The organism is Dongia soli, assembly GCF_034044715.1.
Lineage (GTDB): Bacteria > Pseudomonadota > Alphaproteobacteria > Dongiales > Dongiaceae > Dongia_B > Dongia_B soli.
Genome location: NZ_JAXCLW010000002.1, coordinates 367,123 through 382,649 on the forward strand (window position 1 = coordinate 367,123; position 15,527 = coordinate 382,649).

The window sequence follows — 15,527 nt, forward strand, 5'->3', positions numbered from 1 at the left end:
GCCTAATCGTTCTTTGCGTCGAAAAAAGAAATCGCCCGGTGGTATTTCCACCGGGCGATTTGTCTTCGAGATAATTAGAACAACTTCAGGATCGCTTGCTGGGCCTGGTTAGCGAGGCTGAGGGAGATGGTGCCGAGCTGCTGTCTGGTCTGCAGCTGCAGCATGTTCGCACCTTCCTCGTTCTGGTCGGCGAGCGTGAGCTTGCCGGCACCTTCGGACAAGACGTTGGTGAAGGAGTTCGTGTAATCCAGCCGTGTCGTAATAACGTCGACGCTGGTGCCGAGCGAGGAGGCCGCCGCCCGCAGCCTCAGCGTGGCTGCATTAAGCTGGTCCATTGCATAATTGATGTCAGCTCGGTCGAGCCAGCCATTCTGCGATTGATCGATCTGCAGTCCCTGACCATCGGTCTGTACGTTCTGGCTGACGACCGTGATCATGCTGGTATTGGTTTCGTTCAACTGCACGATCATGTTGTTTGCGTCGGTGCCATCGGTGACCTGGACCGTGGACATTGTCGCCGTCTGCCCGGTATTGGCCGCGCGGACGTCGAACTGGGCCTGATCCGGGCCGGTGAATTTGCCGATCGCGTTATACGAGACCTGGCCTTCCGAATTCGGCGGGATGGAGTAGGCGGCACCGAGGGTCAGGGTAATCTTCGCGCCGTCATTGACGCCGCCGTCAATGGTGAAGTCGATGCTGGTTGCGCCGCCCGTCAAGGGAATTTCGACAGTCGACTTGCCACCATAGCCGTCATCGAGGACGATAGTCGCGCTCGTAGTCGATGCCTGGATCGAATAGGTGAGCTTATGCGGCAAGTTGTCGGCCAGACCACCGATCGATGTCAGAGCAATAGCGCCGGCAGAGAGAGCCACACCGGAAATGCGTTCGGTGCCGTCCGCTTGCGCAGCATCGGATGCCGAAGCAATCGTCAAGCCATTCAAGCCCGTCGTGCGCAAATCAACGGTTGCATCACCGGCATTGTCCGCAACGCCCGTGAAGGTAACGCTGCCATTCGCGGTCACGGCCTGAGTGTCGGAACCACCGGGGCCGGTCAGTGAAACGCTGTAGCTGGTGAAGCGGCCGGTGGAGAAATCGAAGTTTGCCGGATCCGCTTGGGCCGTTACTGTATATGTAGAGTCTCCAGTAATGTTGTCGGCCGAGATCGAGGGAATGCCGGCGATCGCTTCTGCGGCGCGGCCATAGCCGCCGCCAATCGTTGCCGGATAATCCGAGGAGTTCAGGAGCTTGCGTTCGTCGATTGTGAAGCGAGCCGTACCGGTATCGAAGCCCCAGGCATTCTCGCCATTGGCAAGCTTCTGCTGGCCCTCGAGATTGTCTCCGCTGCGGACGATTTTCTCGCCGATGCCATTCATATTGGTCACGGCGACGTCAAGGTCGACGAACTTCTCGATGGTCGAGGTGCCGACACCATTGGTATCCGGCACGCTGTCGATATCGTCGAAATTGATGTCAAAGTTGACATGAGTGCCGCTGGGGAACTGCGTGTCAAAATTCAGGATCTGACCGGTCGCCTTTGCCGCGGCCCATTGTGCCTGCGTGAAGGTCTTGCTGACCGTCACATCGCCTTCGGTGACAGTGAAGGTCTTATCCTTGCCCTTGCCGCCGACATATTTGATCGTGACGGGATCGAAGTTACCCTTCGTCTTGCTCTGGAACCCGCTGATCGACAGGTTGCTGATTCCGCGTTCCTCTTCGGCATCGGCAACGTCGCTGGAATTGGCGGAAATCGCACCGGAGCCCGTGACGCTGACGACATAATCGTCAGGCTTGGTGACATTGGTGGTATTGGCATTCGAGATGCCATCCAGCGAGTTCACAGCGCTCTTCGACGAAGAGGTAGCGTCGAGACGAAGGCCGCTACCGACCAGCAGGTTCTTACCCTGATAGGTGCTGTCCTTCGCCAGATCGTCGATCTGGCGGAGAATTTCGTTGTAGTCCTGAGCGAGGCTCTTGCGCAGGGAGACGGAATTGGCGTCATCGCCCAGGTTGTCCTGAGCTTGCTGAACCTTGCCCTTCAACTGGTCGAGCAACGTTTCAATCTGGGTAACGGCAGTATCGGCACTTTTGATCGTGCTGACCGACTGGTCCATCTGGCTCTTGAGCAGATTCAAGTCGTCGGCGCGCTGGGTCAGCCCCTTTGCCGCGAAGAAAGCAACCGGACCATCAAGGGCCGTGTTGATCTTGTTGCCGGTTGCCAAGCGCTGCTGCGTCCGGTCCATCAACGAAGTGGTCTGCTGCAGCAAAAGCAGGTTGCTGCGAATGCCAGACGTAAGGGTGATATCGTTACCAGCCATGTGGGTTCTCCCAAATTGCGTATCGAGGGCTACCGTCCTTTAACGGCAGGCAACCTAAATCGGTCGAACCTGTAATAAGCAAGCATCGTGCCAAGTTATAATACATTGATATGAAAAAGAATTTTTGGAAAACGAGCGTCCCGCAGGCTCGACTAGGGCAGATTCCTACCGGAAGAAAAGGTCCTTCAACCGGCGGTATTTGCCGCCCATGAGGCGTCGACGTGAAGCAGATTTACCGGGCAGATTTTGCATGGGTGTTCGCGTTATAAGCGAATTCGTGCGCTTGACTTCTAATTTACGTCATGTAATTTGCATCATAGGCGTGGTCTACTTATGGGAAGATGGTTGTGGTGTGAGTTTTGTCCCTTGCAGCCGGGGGTCCCGTCAGAATGGAGCGCAACGGCCATGAATGATATGGACATGGAAATTCGCCCCTTCTCGGGCGCTTTAAGTGCCCGGTCCGGTGCGCTTGAAGGGATATACGATCAGACCGATCAATCGCGCGCCGCAGTCATCCGCGAAGAGGGAGAGAATAGCGTGGCGGCTGCAACGGTATCTGATCCCTCAGTGTTGCGCTATGACAGCTTCCGATATGTTTACAAGCCCGATTTCGGCCGGGTCGTCCTGCTTGATCAAGACCCGATGACGGGCGAGCCGATTTCCCAAATCCCATCGCAGCGCGTGCTGGAACTTTATGCCGAGCAGCGCCGGGGTGAGACCAAATCTTCTTCGGTGCCTGGCGCGACGGAAGGGGCAGGATCTGCGGATGTGAAACGTCGTATGACGTCAGGTCAGGGTAGCGTTGCCGTTACATCGACTGCCGGCTCTCAACCGGCACATGCGGCTATTGCTCCGGCTTCCATTGCCACCGGTGCGACAACGGCAAAACCGGTCAATATCACGATCTGAGCGGTTACGGGTCAGCGAACGCGCTAGGCTCGTTGCTGGACAGCGACTGGACCCATTGCAGCCTGGCGGCGACTCTTGGTCAGTACGCCTCGACTGTTATAACCGGTCACCTGGGCGCGCGGTTCTTCCAAAGCATGGACGATGGCCCGCATGACGCGCTCATTGACATCCCGCATGGCGCGTAGCGCACGAAGATTGTCTTGAACCGCAGCTTGAAATCTTTCGGTCGCTTCCACCAATTCCTGGCGCAGCACATCGTCAACGGCTTCACTTTCCGGTGCCGGTTCACGCAGGGCCAGGGCAAAGGCCCGATATGCATCTGCCAGGGCCATCTTATCGGATTGCAACTGACGTAGCTCTTGCGGTTTCAGGTTCCGCAGCAACTCGACTTCCCGCTCCATGCAGGCAATGAGGCGCGAGGTGATGGCAAGCAGTTCCGCGATACGTGATGACTTCGTCATTTCTTTGGAACCTCCTGGAGATGCAGCAATTCGCGCTGCACGGTATCGGCGACTCCGATGCCCTGGGTTTTAGCAACCATTTTGCCGTATTCATCCAGCAGAAATGACCGAAATACACTTTCACCTTCACCGCCGCCGAATAGCGCATCCGGCTGCATATCGCCCATCATATCCGCGAAGGAATGGGTGACGAAAAACGCTTCGAAATCCTCTGCCGCTGCGCGCGATGACGCAAGGAGCCTGGGGTCAACCGAAGCGAGATCGGCAGGAACCTTATGCGCGGATACGGGACGAGTCCCGATCATCTGATGTGCGGCAACCGGCGACGCGAGCTGAAAGGCGCTATCCATCACTGCACCACGATATCAGCTTGCAACGCACCGGCGGTGCGGATCGATTGCAGAATGGAGATCATGTCGCGCGGACCGATGCCAAGGCTGTTCAAGCCGGCCACCAAATCCTCCAGCGAGACGCCGGGTTGCAGGACTTCGAGCTTTTGATTGCCGCCTTCCTGCACGTTGATATTAGTGCGAGGCACCACGGCTGTAACGCCCGTGGAGGAGAACGGACTTGGCTGCGATACCTGCGGTGTTTCGGTGACCCGGATCGTCAGGTTACCCTGTGCGATTGCTACCTTGCTGATGCGCACGTTGTCACCGATGACGATGACGCCCGTGGTTTCATCAACCACCACCCGCGCCGGCGTATCTGGATCGATCGGCAACTGCTCGATGCTGGTGATCAGTGAAGCGGGATCCACGCCGCGCAAACCGACATTCAACTCGACCGTACCGGAATCGATTGCCGTTGCCGTTCCCGCGCCCGCGATGCCGTTGATGGCATCCGCAATGCGGCGTGATGTCGTGAAATCCGGATTACGGAGGGCGATTTTCAGATTCTTGAGGGCCGAGATATCGAAAGGAACCTCGCGTTCGACAACTGCGCCATTGGAAATCCGGCCGCTGGTGGGAACGCCTTTGACCACCGATTCTGCCTGGCCCTGCGCCGAGAAGCCACCGGTCGTGACCTGACCTTGGCCAACGGCATAAATTTCGCCATCGGCGCCAAGCATCGGCGTGACCAACAACGTGCCACCCTGCAAGCTGGTGGCATCGCCAAGCGATGAAACCGTGATATCGATATTGGAACCCTGGCGGGCGAAAGGCGGAAGGGTTGCCGTTACCATGACGGCGGCGACGTTCTTGGTCTCAAGATCTGTACTGCGGGCATTCACGCCCAATCGGTCCAACATACCGATGAGGCTTTCGCGGGTGAAAACGGCTTTCTTCTTCAGGTCGTCACCGGTGCCGTTCAGGCCGACCACCAAGCCATAGCCGACAAGCTGGTTTTCGCGCACCCCTTCGAAGGTCGCGATATCTTTGATCCGGGAGACCGCTTGAGCCGATTGCGGCCAAGTCATTGCCGGAAGCGCCATCGCCATGATCAGGAGGCCGGCGAGGAAATGGCGACCCCGATCCCACAAATAGCGCCGGGTAGGGGAAAAATAGCGGTGCAACGGCTGCATAACGGCTCCTGGGTCTTCAACCCGTCTAGCGGCCAGTTCTTGGCCGCGTTGGCTGTCCATATGCCATTATCGTGCCAAATTTTTCTTAAACTAAGATATTGAAATGTACGGGAATTTGTTTAACTAAAGTGATAGTGAACTAAAGAGAGCTCGTTCCGGCGGTAAAGAGGATCTACCATCTGATCCGCAACGGCAGAATCTTCCCGGTGAAATTCGATCCGGCCTCCAAACCCTTGCACCATCTCGTGAAATAAGTAATGGATTGTTAGGAATGGGCCGATATAACATGACAGCTAAACCTTCCTCACAGGTCGAAACCCGATGAAAATTGATCCTACCGGGACGCGGCCGACAGCAGCACGCAAGGCCGGCGGCACAACCACAACAGGCAGCACTGATTTCGCCAAGAATCTCGCGGAGCCTGAAACCGCGGGCGCAGCGCGGATGCAGTCTCCCGTAGGACTTAACTCTCTTGCGGCTCTTCTCACTGTCCAAGAAACTGATGAAACTCTAGGACGGCGGGCCCGGAGCCGCGCCAAGCAGCGTGGGGAATCGATCCTCGACCAGTTGGAGGAAATTCGCCTGGGCCTGTTACTGGGCGTGATTCCGATGGCAAAATTAGAAGGCTTGGCGCAACTTGTGCGAGCCAAGCGCGAGCAGTTTCAGGATCCCGAACTGCAGAGCATTCTCGATGAAATCGAATTGCGGGCAGCCGTCGAATTGGCAAAGTTGTCCCGCTCGGTTTAATTCCCAGCAGAAACCAAATTTTACAATATGATGGCCGGCAAGGCGGCCATATTTTGCCGCTTGCGGGGACACGGCTTTTTCTTATACTCCGCGCCATTCCTGCGCTTTTGGCAGGGGGCAGGGACGAGTCATTTTGAACCGCGCACCGAGGAGCGTATGAAACCGCTGCTGTCGCCCGATTACCGACCTAGCGAAACTGAGACCTTTATGAATCCGATGCAGCAGGAGTACTTCCGGCAGAAGTTGCTGGCATGGAAGGCCGAGTTGTTGAAGGAGTCGAACGAAACTCTCAATCATCTGCAGGAAGAGAGTTTGTCAGAGCCGGATATTGCAGATCGAGCTTCACTTGAAACAGACCGTGCGCTCGAGCTTCGAACTCGGGATCGGGAACGGAAGCTGATTTCTAAGATCGATGAGGCCTTGCTTCGGATCGAAGACGGCACTTACGGCTATTGCGAAGAAACCGGTGAACCGATCGGTATCAAGCGGCTTGAAGCCCGCCCGATCGCGACATTGTCGATCGAAGCCCAAGAGCGTCACGAGCGGATGGAACGTACCCATCGCGACGACTGACGGCAGGGGCCCCAAAAGTAAGCATACATCCGGTGGAAAGCTGCATTGGTGCACATCCACCGGATTTTTGTTTTTCCGCATGTCTCACGCAGCGACGCGGTCCTTTTAAAGCTAACCACTCTTTAATTTGTGGCGGCGGATACTCGCACTGAGCCTTATTGGACTAGCCTTTTATTGGCCCGGCGAAGAGTTCCCGCCATGAATGACCTTTTCAATCCTCGGACGGCATTTGTGCCATCTGCCGGCTTGCGAAAGATTGAGGCGGGCAACGCTCGGCGCTACCTCTATCTTCTGAAAAAATCGTGTCGCGAAAATAGCCTGCTGATCTGCATATCGGCCATCTACTACTTTTTCTGTGCGGCAATACAAAAACACTATGATACGCCGATATCGCCTCTGCACGATATCGGTGCAACCTATATCAGCGTGCTGATCGCGCTCGCTCTTAGCTGCTTTTGCGTCTTTGCTCTTTGGTTTCTTTATCTGAAGCGGATAAAGCGGCAGCCGGATCTGCTGACATTCGTCGGCAAGCGGTTACGAGACGACTATCTTAGTGCCTCGCGCCTCATGCTTGCTCTACCGGTTTTGCTGATCTGGCCGGTCTTCGTTTCTTCGTTCAGTTATCTGAAAGTCTTGATTCCGATCTTCAAGCCCTATGTGTGGGACGTGGCGCTGATGACCTGGGATCAACGACTACATTTCGGACGATTACCCTGGGAATGGCTGGATCCGCTGTTCGGTCATACGATATCGCTTTTTGTTCTGAACTGGACATATACCGTATGGTTCCTCGCGATGATGACGGCTTTGCTCCTGCAAGTCGCAAATATGCGGAACCGCCGGCTGCGCGCTCAATATCTGTTAGCTCAGACTATTCTCTGGCCGCTGATGGGAAATCTCGTTGCGATGATCCTGAGCTCGGCCGGACCCTGCTATTTCGGTCAACTCAATCCCGGCGCGGATCCCTATGCTGGGCAAATGGCACATCTTCATACGATCTCTCAAAGCCTAGGATTCTCGATATTTGGCACCTTCTTTCATGTGCCTCTCACCGCCCTATCGATGCAAACACATCTGTGGAACGGCTATACAAGCGGTCGTTTCGAGGCCGGGTTGGGGATATCGGCTGCTCCCAGCCTCCATGTCGCCTCCAGCTGGCTGATTGCCCGGTTGTGCTCGGCCTATGGCCGAAGAGCTGCCGTGTGCGGATTCATCTTTTTAGCTCTGATCTTCATCGCTTCGATCGAGCTCGGCTGGCATTACGCCATCGACGGCTATCTCGGGATGTTTGGAGCCTGGTGTTGTTGGCGGCTGGCTGGCGGTATTTTGTCTTTGACGGTCGTAAAGAGATTGCTCTGGGGAATCCCCAGAAATCCAGAGGCCGAGACGATACCGGCAAGCCAATAAGCCGTCTTCACGCGAGCTTGCTGCGCACGCTATTCTCGGCAGAGTTAGGTATGCCGCGATGGACGAAATGACAATTCGGACAATTGGATGACCAAAGGAACGCGGAAAGCGACCATGGCTGTTGCGGCAGCGGAGGAAAGAAACGTCCAAAGCGAGAGCGCGACACTGGTGGTCTCCGTGCAACCGCCGGCGGCGGATACCCGGCCTGTTCCTTCCCTGGTAGCACGCGACGCGCGGTGCCGTCGGATCGGTGTCATCCTCGTACCGCGCTTTGCCTTGATTTCCTTCTCCATGATCATCGAGCCGTTGCGCAGTGCGAACCTAGTCACGCGGCAGGGCCTGTATGAATGGGTGTTGCTTTCCGCTTCAGGTGGTGATGTTCCGTCAAATAGCGGCGTCATGATCGCGACGACAGCGTTGCGGGATGCGGTTGCCTCCAACCTCGACATGATTCTTGTTTGTGCCGGACTTGATCCGGACAAGTTCCATAGCGCAGCTGTCGAAAGCTATCTCCGTCGACAGTCGCGGCATGGCGTCCTGATCGGTGCCGTCAGTACGGGCAGCTTTATTCTGGCCCGGGCTGGCTTGCTCGAGGATCATCGTTGTACGGTACACTGGGATTATAAAGCCGGTTTTCAGGAGAACTATCCCGCCCTGAAGGTATCCGACGAGCTTTTCGTCGTTGATCGGCAGATCGCCACTTGCGCGGGCGGCACCGCGGTTCTTGATATGATGCTTTATCTGGTCGCGCAGCATCACGATGAGCGGCTGTCACGGGCCGTTTCCGAGCAGTTCATTCATGGTGCGGCGCGGCAGTCACAGGACCGCCAGCGCAATGATCTGCGTTATCGCCTTGGGACATCGAATGCCGCCGTGGTCAACGCGGTTCGGCTGATGGAGCAGCATCTTGATACACCGCTTTCGCCGAGCGTCCTGGCCAAACGCCTGAAGACCTCGCAGCGCCAGCTTGAGAGATTATTCCAAAAATATCTTGGTTGTACGCCCAGCGGTTATTACCAGGGACTGCGCATGGAAAGGGCTCGCTCCCTGCTGAAACAGACAGATTTGCCGATCACTGAGATCGCCGTCAGTTGCGGTTTCGCGTCTGCTTCGTATTTCAGCACGGTCTATCAGCGGTATTTCGGCATCCTGCCACGGCGCGACCGCCGGCTCTGATCGCCGGGTGGACTCTCGTCGATTCCGTTAAACTCTTGTCGAAATTTTGATGTTTTCCGGCGAAGGCCTATGGGTCGCCAGGGTCATTCGGGCAGAGCCTTAGGCGGGAAAATCACCGGGAACAACTCCCGACCTATGGAGGATTCAATGGCGTTGCCAGAAAGCATTAAATACGTCGTGATCGGCGCCGGTATTCACGGCCTCAGCACGGCATGGCATTTGGCGGAAAACCTACGAAAGGCGGGGAAGGGTGGTGGTGCCGACGTCATCGTCCTGGATAAGAGCGGTATCGCCGCCGGTGCCTCCGGCATTGCCTGCGGCGTTGTCCGCAACAACTATTACCAGCCGGCGATGCGGCGCTTGATGGCCCATAGCGTTTCCGTTTGGGAAAGCGATATGGAGGCTTTTTCCTATCATCCGGTTGGGTATATGCAGATCAGCCCGGAAGTGATGCATGAGGATGTGGCCTCGATCTACAAGCAGCAGAAAGAGATCGGCTATACCTCGGAATTTATCGAAGGTGAGAAGGACTGCATGAAATACATGCAGAACATTCTCAGCGACTGGCAGGCCAAAGGCATTACGTCGGTTCTGCACGAAAAGAAGGGCGGTTACGCCAATAATACCGCCGCCATCTATGGTCTGGCGAAGAAGGCCGAATCCGAAGGCGTCCGTATCGTCACGGGTATCCGTGTCACCGGTTTCAAGCGCGACGGATCCGGCGCGATCACGGCGGTGGAAACCGATAAGGGCAATATCAACTGCGAACAGGTGATCGTCGGTGTCGGTCCCTGGGTGCGGCAAATCTGGAACATGCTCGATCTCCCCGATGCGATCTCGATCAAGGGGCGGGATGGCAAGGTTCATGAGAATGTGCCGATGTGGGTTTACTGGTCGCTGCAGGAAGGAACGCTGGGCGTCGATCCGGACTATCAGAAGACCAATGACGGTAAGATGCCGCCGGTCATTCACGTGGATACCGATGCGCCGCTCTATTCCGATGTCGACGGTTCGCTGATCACCGATAAGCTCTGGGGCATCTATTACAAGCCAGACTTCCATTTCGGTGGCGTTCAGGGCGGTGCGATGCCGTTCAAGGTGCAGACGCCGATCGATAAGGTTCGCGTCGATCCTTACGGGCCGGAAAGCCCGGAATTCATCGTCGGCGACGACTTTGCCCATATGTGGGTTTCGGCACTGGCCTTCTGCCAGAAGCGATTCATGGGGCAGATGCCGAAGTATAAGAAGGAGCCGTCGGGCGGTATCGGCTGCTTCACGGCGGACAGCTTCCCGGTCTTTGACCGGTTTGCGAGCAACGCCTATTTCATCGCCGATTCCAATCATGGCTATAAGATGATCGGCGTCGGCAAGCTGGTGGCGGACGATATCTGCGGCAAGGGCGATGAACTGCTGCAGCCCTTCCGCTTCTCACGCTTTGCCGAAGGCAAGCTGCACCCGACCTCGAATTCGCCCTTCCCCTGGAGCTGATTCGGCTGATGCTTGGACCGGGTGCCGGCGGATTTGCCGACACCCGGTTTCATTCAGGCGGGAATATCGTTCACGGCTGCCTTGGCCGCATGTTTCAGCAGCCACGATTTAAGTACCGCCACCGCCGGGCTCTCACGGCGGTTGGCCGGTTCGATCAGATAGAAGTCCAGATCGGTTTTGAAGCTGCCCGGAAAGGGACGGACGAGCTGTCCGGCATTCAATGCATCGTCAATCAGGTAGCGCCAACCAAGTGCAACACCTTGGCCCGCGATAGCCGATTGGATCAGCAGTGGGTAATTGTTGAATCGCAGTCGTCTGGACCCCAATTTGGGATGCGCTGAATTCGCGGCTCGCCACGTCTCCCACGTCGTCCAGCTCGGATCGACGATCTCCATTTCCAGCAGTGGCAGTTTTTCGACATCCGCGATGCCATTGGGGATGGGGAAACGTTTCAGTAGGCTGGGGCTGCAAACCGGAAAAACTTCGCCGCCGAACATCCGCTGGGCATGCACGTCACTCCAGTTGCCGGTACCGTAGCGGATTGCCAGATCCAACTGTTCATCTGCCAGGCTGCCGAGCGTATCAGAGGAAATCAGCCGCAACTGAATGTCCGGATGCTCGGCATTGAATTCGCTCAAACGCGGCATCAGCCATAAGGTGGCAAAACCCAAAGTCGCACCGATCGAAATCGCCGATCGATTCTGCGCCGCGGTCAGCCGCTGCACACAGTCGACGATGGCAAGAAGGCCCTGGCTCACGGCCTGGTGCAAAGCTATTCCTTCGGCGGTCAATCGGACCTGGCGGTGCTGTCGATGGAACAAAGTCACGCCCAGATGGCTCTCCAGCCCGAGAATCTGTCGGCTCACCGCCGCCTGGGTCACGTTGAGTTCCTGGGATGCTGCCGTAAAGTTATTCAGGCGGCCTGCTGCCTCGAAGACCACAAGGCTGGTCACGGGCGGCAAAAATCGTCTTAACCTATTCATTTGTCTGTGAAAATCCTGTCACGAACCGGCGGCGGATGATCCCATTCATAAGATCGCGACGTCGGAAAACATGATCATATGTTATGGATAGATTAAATTAAAGCGGCTTCACAAGGCCCGGCCGTTGAGCTGAAAGTGGCGGAATAGCTTCTTTCCATAAGGCCGATCCAATATGCATTCACATCACTCGACATCAGCCGACCATCTGCCGTTTCAACCGGCGGCCATTCAGAATGTGCTGCGGCCGATCGAAGTCGCTTCGGGATTGCCCAATGAAGCCTATGCGAGCGCCGATTTCGCCCGCTATGAGCGCGATCAGGTTTTGGCGAAGACTTGGACCTGCATCGGTTTCGGGAAGGATATCCCCAATGCCGGCGACGCAAAACCGACCAGCCTGATGGGTATTCCGCTATTGATGGTGCGTCGGCGCGATAACAGCATCGCAGTCTTCCATAATGTTTGCAGTCATCGCGGCGCCGTTATTCTCGATGAGCCGCGCAATGTGCAGAATTCGTTGCGGTGCCCGTATCATTCCTGGATCTACGATCTTGAAGGCAAACTGACGGCAACGCCGAATATCGGTGGTGCCAAGCAGCATAGCTGCGAAGGCTTTGACAAAAGCAAGCACGGCTTGAAGGGCGTTCGTTCGGTTCTGTTCTGGGATATGATCTTCGTCAATCTGTCGGGCGACGCTGTCAGCTTCGATGAATTCAGCGCCAAGATCCGCGAGCGCTGGAAAGACTTCGACATGAGCTTGATCCGCCATGCCGGGCCGGACTCTTCCCTGAAGCTCGCCGTGAACTGCAACTGGAAGCTCGCAGTTGAGAATTACTGCGAGGCCTATCACCTGCCGATCGTGCATCCTGGACTTAACAGCTATTCCAAGCTTGAAGACCATTACAATATCAATGAAGAGGGCGCTTTCGCCGGCCAGGGCAGCACGGCCTATACGCCGCTCCTCGTCGAAAACGGACCGGACCTGCCTCATTTCCCGAACCTCCCGGCCAAATGGGCCAAGGCGGCGGAATATGCCGCGCTGTTCCCCAATGTCCTTCTGGGCATCCATCAGGACCACTATTTCGCCATTCTGCTGGAAGCGGTGGATGTCGATCGGACGATCGAGCATCTCGAAATCTATTATGTCGGCGATGCTGCGACGAGCGACACCTACGCCAAGACACGGGGCGCCAATCTTTCCACCTGGAAAGTGGTGTTCGACGAAGATGTTGATGTCGTCCAACGCATGCAGCGGGGGCGCCAGTCGCCGGGCTTCACCGGTGGTGTCTTCTCGCCGCGCATGGATCCGCCGACCCATTGCTTCCATCGTTGGCTGGCGGGAAAGCTTATACTGGCATCTCAGAAGCCTGCGCCAGGGATAGCAGCGGAATAAGCGATCAAACGCGAAAGGGCGGCCAGATGCCGCCCTTTTTCATGACAGGCTCTCTTTTTTTTGCATTTCCGGCATCGGCATGATCTGGGAAACCGGTGGCGTTGTGTGACGCACAATGACCTCGCGAAGCGGATAGGGCATGCTGATCCCCTCGCTGCGGAAGACATCGTTGATCGCATAATGCAAGTCGCTTCTGACAGTGCCGTAATCGTCGGTATCAGCGACGAAGCAGCGCAATTCGAAATGCAAGGCTGAATCGCCAAACGCACTGAAGGTGACGCTGGGGGGCGGAATCGACATCACCCGGTCATGCTCCTTGGCGCAGGCCAAAAGAATATCCCGGACCTGCCTGGTGTCGGCGCTGTAATCGACACTGACATTGATCGTGATGCGGGCTATGCGGTTCTTATGGGTCCAATTCGTCACCGCATTGGCGATCAATTCCGAATTCGGCAGGATGACTGAAGCTTTATCGAAGGTTTCAATCTCGGTCGAGCGGACCGAAATGCTTTTCACGATGCCTTCGGTACCCGCGACCGAAATCCAGTCGCCGGTTTTCACCGGCCGTTCGATCAAGAGCAGAATGCCGGAGACGAAATTCTCAACCACGGTCTTCAGGCCGAAACCGATACCGACGGAAAGGGCGCCGGCGACCAGGGCAATATTGGAAAGATCGATGCCAAGCATCATGATGGCGACGAGTACGACGATCAGGCCGCCGACGTAGCCGATGCAGGTCGAGATCGAATTCCGGATACCACTATCCAGCCGGGTATTTGGCAGGACGCGATCATGTACCCAATGCTTCACCCAGCCGACGATGAAGAAGCCGATGATCAGGGCGATGATGGCACCGATACCGTCGATCAGGGAGAGATTGACGCCGCCGATCTTGATCCCCGTGAGGATCTGCCCGACCCACACATTCAACAGGGAGGCCTGCAGGCCATAGCTGATCAACAAGCCGTAAACGACCGGCGGCCAGAGGAGAAGGTCGATCAGCAGGCGCACCCAGAAAGCGATGCGCATGGCGCTGTCCTGCGCCAAGGGTGCGATTCCTGAAAAGCGCCGGTTCAGCACACCGCCCGGCAGGAATAGCGACGTCACGCCTTCATGAATGACGGCGCGGGCAAGAAGGGTGACGCCCAGGACCATGAACGAGATGAAAAGCGAGCGCAGCAGGTAGCTGGACATCTGCGGATAGCCGGCCATGGCGGCAACCGGCGCACCCAGCGCTACCAGCAGCAGCACCGCGCGCAAGACCACGGCCAACCCGCCCAATGGCCGATCCTGCTCGCGCCAAAAACTGGAGCGGAGGAGGCTTAGCAGCGAGGCCGAGACCAGCAATGTGACGATCAAGGATTCCACGGCTGTGTAATTGGCCGGCGGCTCGCCACCCTGTCCAGTTGCTGTGTGGGTGATATTGCCGATGGCAAAAATGCCGGCGATAATGGATATCCGGTTGACGATCTTGCGTGCCCCGCCGTCCGGGAAATGGATCAGACTCCATTGCGGTAGCTTGGGCGAGAAAGCGGCCGTCGCCAAGCCGATGATGACAGTGAAGAGAACGAGGCTGACCGCTGCCGAAGAGATGAAATCGACGAAGACCAGGGATCCACCTGGCGGCACCATGGATTGCAGGACCCAGGAGACCGCAATCAGCGCGATGACAGGCAAGATGACCTGAGCGAGACCGATTGCGCCGGCCGCGACAATCCGGCGCGTGTGTTTCGGTGTATCCTCATCTGCGCGAGGCGCCCAATGTCGGAGAATCCAGCGGCGCAATGGAAAGGCGACGATGATCGCCATCGCCAAGGCGATCAAGACCAGGATCAGGGTCGCTTTGCCGATCTGGAGATCCTTGATCTGCGCCCACCAATCGGCTGGCGATTGCAGCAGTTCATCAGAAGCATCCACGGCAATCTTGATGGCGCTGACCCAGATGACAGGCGATAACGGCGAAGGGCCGCGCTGAAACAGGCGGTCCTTCACTTTGTCCTGTTGCAGCAATCCGATATTGGACAGGATCTCCTGGCTCTGCACCACAAGCAGATCCGATTGCCGGATGCGTCCGCTGATCTGCGCCTGTTCGTCCTGCAGCTTCTGCCGCAACTTGGCGACGGCCGGGTCCTCGGGTGGAGCATTTTCCGTCGGGGCGGCGCCGAGACTATCCATCTGGACGGTGACCGAAGGCAACAGCCGCTGTTGCTCACCCTTGAATTGTCGAGCGTCGTTGAGGATCGAGAGGATTTCTGCCTGCAACGCATCGAGCTTTTCGTTCGCCAAGGATTGCGGCTTGGCGAGCTGGCCTTTGGCATTGTCGATCCGCTCCTGCCATTTGGCCAGGGCTTGATCGCTGTTCTGTGTGTTGCTGTCCGCGGCGGCGATATGACCGCCAAAGACAAGAAGAAAGCAGCATAGCCATCCAAAGACCATGCCGCGCAAATTGCGGCTCATTTCAATTCCCTATTTGGCTCGGATAGCGGTGCACCCTGCAAATCCATTCGAATTGACCGAGAACCTACCGTCGCTTTTGGAATTGTCCAGTCACAG

General features: G+C 56.7%; 13 protein-coding genes. 7 read left to right on the top strand and 6 right to left on the bottom strand.

The window, feature by feature from the left end:
- Positions 1–74: 74 nt before the first annotated feature.
- The gene (locus tag SMD27_RS08225) at positions 75–2,315 is read right to left on the bottom strand and encodes a flagellin N-terminal helical domain-containing protein (protein WP_320507887.1); all 2,241 of its coding nucleotides are present in this window, start codon (positions 2,313–2,315) and stop codon (positions 75–77) included.
- A gap of 405 nt (positions 2,316–2,720) precedes the next feature.
- Here SMD27_RS08225 and SMD27_RS08230 point away from each other — a divergent pair, with 405 nt between their 5' ends.
- Positions 2,721–3,224, top strand: coding sequence for a hypothetical protein (locus SMD27_RS08230; protein ID WP_320507888.1), 504 nt, complete (start codon positions 2,721–2,723; stop codon positions 3,222–3,224).
- A gap of 23 nt (positions 3,225–3,247) precedes the next feature.
- Here the strand turns inward: SMD27_RS08230 and SMD27_RS08235 are convergent, their stop codons facing one another.
- From SMD27_RS08235 to SMD27_RS08245, 3 genes are read right to left on the bottom strand one after another with little or no spacing between them, the layout of a single operon-like run.
- Positions 3,248–3,685: a hypothetical protein gene (locus tag SMD27_RS08235; RefSeq protein ID WP_320507889.1), complete on the bottom strand. Its 438-nt coding sequence runs from the start codon at positions 3,683–3,685 to the stop codon at positions 3,248–3,250.
- Positions 3,682–4,035, bottom strand: coding sequence for a rod-binding protein (locus SMD27_RS08240; RefSeq protein WP_320507890.1), 354 nt, complete (start codon positions 4,033–4,035; stop codon positions 3,682–3,684). Before SMD27_RS08240 ends, SMD27_RS08235 begins: the two co-directional genes overlap by 4 nt.
- Positions 4,035–5,126, bottom strand: coding sequence for a flagellar basal body P-ring protein FlgI (locus tag SMD27_RS08245; protein ID WP_320508647.1), 1,092 nt, complete (start codon positions 5,124–5,126; stop codon positions 4,035–4,037). The genes SMD27_RS08240 and SMD27_RS08245 overlap by 1 nt, the downstream gene beginning before the upstream one ends.
- Before the next feature lie 405 nt (positions 5,127–5,531).
- Here SMD27_RS08245 and SMD27_RS08250 point away from each other — a divergent pair, with 405 nt between their 5' ends.
- The 5 genes from SMD27_RS08250 (at position 5,532) to SMD27_RS08270 (ending at position 10,601) form a co-directional block, all read left to right on the top strand.
- Complete coding sequence (locus tag SMD27_RS08250; RefSeq protein WP_320507891.1) at positions 5,532–5,957, top strand: flagellar assembly protein FliX; 426 nt, start codon at positions 5,532–5,534, stop codon at positions 5,955–5,957.
- A 156-nt stretch (positions 5,958–6,113) separates the two neighbouring features.
- Positions 6,114–6,530 (top strand): RNA polymerase-binding protein DksA, encoded by a 417-nt coding sequence (gene dksA / locus SMD27_RS08255; RefSeq protein WP_320508648.1) that lies wholly within the window; start codon positions 6,114–6,116, stop codon positions 6,528–6,530.
- A gap of 198 nt (positions 6,531–6,728) precedes the next feature.
- Positions 6,729–7,937 carry a phosphatase PAP2 family protein gene (locus SMD27_RS08260; RefSeq protein ID WP_320507892.1) on the top strand — a complete coding sequence of 403 codons (1,209 nt, stop codon included), beginning with the start codon at positions 6,729–6,731 and terminating at the stop codon, positions 7,935–7,937.
- An 87-nt stretch (positions 7,938–8,024) separates the two neighbouring features.
- Entirely contained in the window at positions 8,025–9,113 is a 1,089-nt protein-coding gene (locus tag SMD27_RS08265) for a GlxA family transcriptional regulator (protein ID WP_320507893.1), read from the top strand.
- A 147-nt stretch (positions 9,114–9,260) separates the two neighbouring features.
- Positions 9,261–10,601, top strand: a complete 1,341-nt coding sequence (locus SMD27_RS08270) for an NAD(P)/FAD-dependent oxidoreductase (protein ID WP_320507894.1) — start codon at positions 9,261–9,263, stop codon at positions 10,599–10,601.
- 53 nt (positions 10,602–10,654) lie between these two features.
- Here the strand turns inward: SMD27_RS08270 and SMD27_RS08275 are convergent, their stop codons facing one another.
- Positions 10,655–11,554: a LysR substrate-binding domain-containing protein gene (locus SMD27_RS08275; RefSeq protein WP_320507895.1), complete on the bottom strand. Its 900-nt coding sequence runs from the start codon at positions 11,552–11,554 to the stop codon at positions 10,655–10,657.
- Positions 11,555–11,756: 202 nt separating this feature from the next.
- Here SMD27_RS08275 and SMD27_RS08280 point away from each other — a divergent pair, with 202 nt between their 5' ends.
- Positions 11,757–12,974: an aromatic ring-hydroxylating oxygenase subunit alpha gene (locus SMD27_RS08280; protein ID WP_320507896.1), complete on the top strand. Its 1,218-nt coding sequence runs from the start codon at positions 11,757–11,759 to the stop codon at positions 12,972–12,974.
- A 39-nt stretch (positions 12,975–13,013) separates the two neighbouring features.
- Here SMD27_RS08280 and SMD27_RS08285 read toward each other — a convergent pair whose 3' ends face one another.
- Positions 13,014–15,431 carry a mechanosensitive ion channel domain-containing protein gene (locus SMD27_RS08285; protein WP_320507897.1) on the bottom strand — a complete coding sequence of 806 codons (2,418 nt, stop codon included), beginning with the start codon at positions 15,429–15,431 and terminating at the stop codon, positions 13,014–13,016.
- Positions 15,432–15,527 lie beyond the last annotated feature (96 nt).